Genomic DNA, 2,410 nt, shown 5'->3' on the forward strand with positions numbered 1-2,410 from the left:
CCCCACACCCCTATCCTCTTCGCGTGGGGGGGGCTGTTTGTTGTTAAAACCCCCCGGGCGCCCCGGCCCCGCCCCCCCCCCCTTGGGGGGGCCCCGCCCTTCACTTGTGAACATGGGGTGGTGGAGATGCCGGGAATCGAACCCGGGTCCAGTGGAGTTAATTCAGGGCTTCTCCGAGCGCAGTCCGCTGTGCTTTTCTCGGCCCTGGCGGTCACACGGACGAGCCGCCAACAGGCCCAGCTGCTGTTTGATTTCCCATCCACCCTCGCAGCCCGGGCGGACGGTTGAGTTCCCTAGATTATGCCAGGGTCCGGGTCGGGAACTCCCCGGTCTGACACCCAAGCGCTATCGGTGCTTATTAGGCAGCGAGAGCGAACTGCTGGGAATCGCGCTTAGAGTTGGCGATTATTTTTTTGCGACACGTGGTTAACGAGATCATTGCCGCGTTCCTCGGCTCGCTTCCCCTGTTTCAACATCCCCTGTCGAAACCGATCATCCCCATGTTTTTTTGAGAAACAGCTCGGACGGTGACCGTCCGTGTTGCTGGCGCCATAGTACGCGAGGCGACGGGCGAGGGTCCAGCGGATTAACCCTGGCGCCGTCGGGCGGCCGCCACGGCGCGTGCCGTCTCGCGGGTGTCCTGCTTCTCGCGCAGCGTCTGACGCTTGTCGTACAGCTTCTTGCCGACCGCGAGCGCCAGTTCGAGCTTCACCCGGCCGTCCTTGAAGTACAGCGAGAGCGGGATGAGGGTGTGGCCCGCGTCGCGCACCTTGGTCTCGATCTTGTGGATCTCCATCCTGTGCAGCAGCAGCTTGCGCTTGCGGCGCGCGGCGTGGTTGGTCCACGTCCCCTGCGTGTACTCGGGGATGAAGACGTTGTCGATCCAGGCCTCGTGGTTCTGGATGTAGGCGTAGCCGTCGACCAGGTTGGCCCTCCCCTCGCGCAGTGACTTCACCTCGGTCCCGGTGAGCACGAGGCCGCACTCGTAGGTGTCGAGGATCGAGTACTCGTGTCGCGCCTTCTTGTTCTGCGCGATCAGCTTGTGTCCGGTTTCCTTTGCCATAGCGCCGTCATTCTCGCACTTCGGGCCCGGCGGGGCAGCCCTTTAGGCCCGGGTGCCGAGCCCGGCCAGGACGCGCAGGGCCAGGGCGTCGGCGTCCTCGGAGCCGGACGCGGGGACGTCGGGGGTGAGGCCGGTGCCGTCGAGGGAGCGGCCGGCCGGGGTGTGGTAGCGGCCGACGGTCATCTCCAGCACGGCGCCGTCGGCGAGCCGGCTCGGCTGCTGGACGGTGCCCTTGCCGAAGGTCCGCGAGCCCACCACGACCGCGCGGCTGCGGTCCTGGAGCGCGCCGGCGAGCAGTTCGGCGGCGCTCATCGTGCCGCCGTCCACGAGCACCACGAGCGGGGTGCGCTGGTCACCGCCGGCCGGGGCGGTCAACTCCCTGGTGTCGCCGCGCTCCTGGTACGAGCCGACCGCGCCGCCGTCCAGGAAGGCCCCGGCGGTGGCGACGGCCTCGTCGACCAACCCGCCGGAATTTCCGCGCAGATCGAGCACCACGCCGGCGTGCGGGGCGCGCAGCGCGGCGCGCACCTGGTCGGCCACGCTGGTGGTGAAGGCCCGCACGACGATCCGCAGCACGCCCTTGTCCAGGTGCTCCGCGGTGACCTGCTGGCTGTCCAGGAGGGCCCGGCGCAAGCGCAGTTCGCGCACCTCGCCGTCGCCGCGCCGGACGTCGACGGTGACCTCGGAGCCGGCCCTGCGCTCGCCGTCGCGGCCGCGCAGCCGGGCGACGACCTCGGTGACCGGCAGCCGGTCGGCCTGGTCGGCGTCGATCCTCAGCAGCCGGTCCCCGGGGGCGATCCCGGCCGCGGCGGCCGGACCGCCCGGGGCGACCTGGGACACCTCGGTGACGCCGTCCTCGCCGCGGCCCACCGACAGCCCCACCCCTAGGTAGCGGCCGTCCAGGCCCTGGCTGAACTCCGCGTACTCCTGCGCGCTGTAGTACGCCCCCCAGCGGTCGCCGCTGGCGCCGAGCAGGTGCTCGGCCTGCTGCTCCGAGAGCGCGGTGCCGGCCGGGTCCGCGGTGACACCGGGGACGACGGACGCGGGCCGGACAACGTCCGCGGACGGGCGGCGCGGCGCTTCGCTCGGGTCCCCCCAGGCGCCGGTGGCGGCCCCGGCCAGCAGCACGGCGCCGAACACCAGGCTGAGGGTGGCCACCTGACGTGCCCTGCGCGGAGTTTCCAGCATGGCATCGGAGTGTAGACACCGCGCGCGGCGCCGCGGGCCGGAACGGCCGAGCGCGGAACGACGGCGGCCCCCGGCGGGGCCGGGGCGGGGCGGGGGAGGCCCGGGCCCCGGGGGAAGAAAAAGGGGGTGTATGGAAAAGAGGTATAAAAACACCAACCC

At 70.7% G+C, this 2,410-nt stretch carries 2 protein-coding genes and 1 other RNA gene; all 3 read right to left on the reverse strand.

The genetic code is table 11. The features are described 5' to 3' along the window. Positions 1-118: 118 nt before the first annotated feature. Positions 119-500, reverse strand: a transfer-messenger RNA (tmRNA) gene (gene ssrA / locus ACFV4F_RS10750). A gap of 86 nt (positions 501-586) precedes the next feature. Then, a complete protein-coding gene (smpB, locus tag ACFV4F_RS10755; protein WP_380435422.1) occupies positions 587-1,063 on the reverse strand; it encodes an SsrA-binding protein SmpB in 477 nt (158 codons plus the stop codon). A gap of 42 nt (positions 1,064-1,105) precedes the next feature. After that, positions 1,106-2,251: a S41 family peptidase gene (locus ACFV4F_RS10760; RefSeq protein ID WP_380501585.1), complete on the reverse strand. Its 1,146-nt coding sequence runs from the start codon at positions 2,249-2,251 to the stop codon at positions 1,106-1,108. Between the last annotated feature and the right edge of the window lie 159 nt (positions 2,252-2,410).

Origin of the sequence: Kitasatospora sp. NPDC059722 (assembly GCF_042733235.1) — a bacterium.
In the GTDB taxonomy this organism is placed as follows: Bacteria; Actinomycetota; Actinomycetes; order Streptomycetales; family Streptomycetaceae; genus Kitasatospora.

What these genes read in the sequence shown, in the direction of transcription:
- ACFV4F_RS10760 (WP_380501585.1), bottom strand. Translation starts at nt 2,251, where the DNA reads ATGCTGGAAACTCCGCGCAGGGCACGTCAGGTGGCCACCCTCAGCCTG.
- smpB (WP_380435422.1), bottom strand. Translation starts at nt 1,063, where the DNA reads ATGGCAAAGGAAACCGGACACAAGCTGATCGCGCAGAACAAGAAGGCG.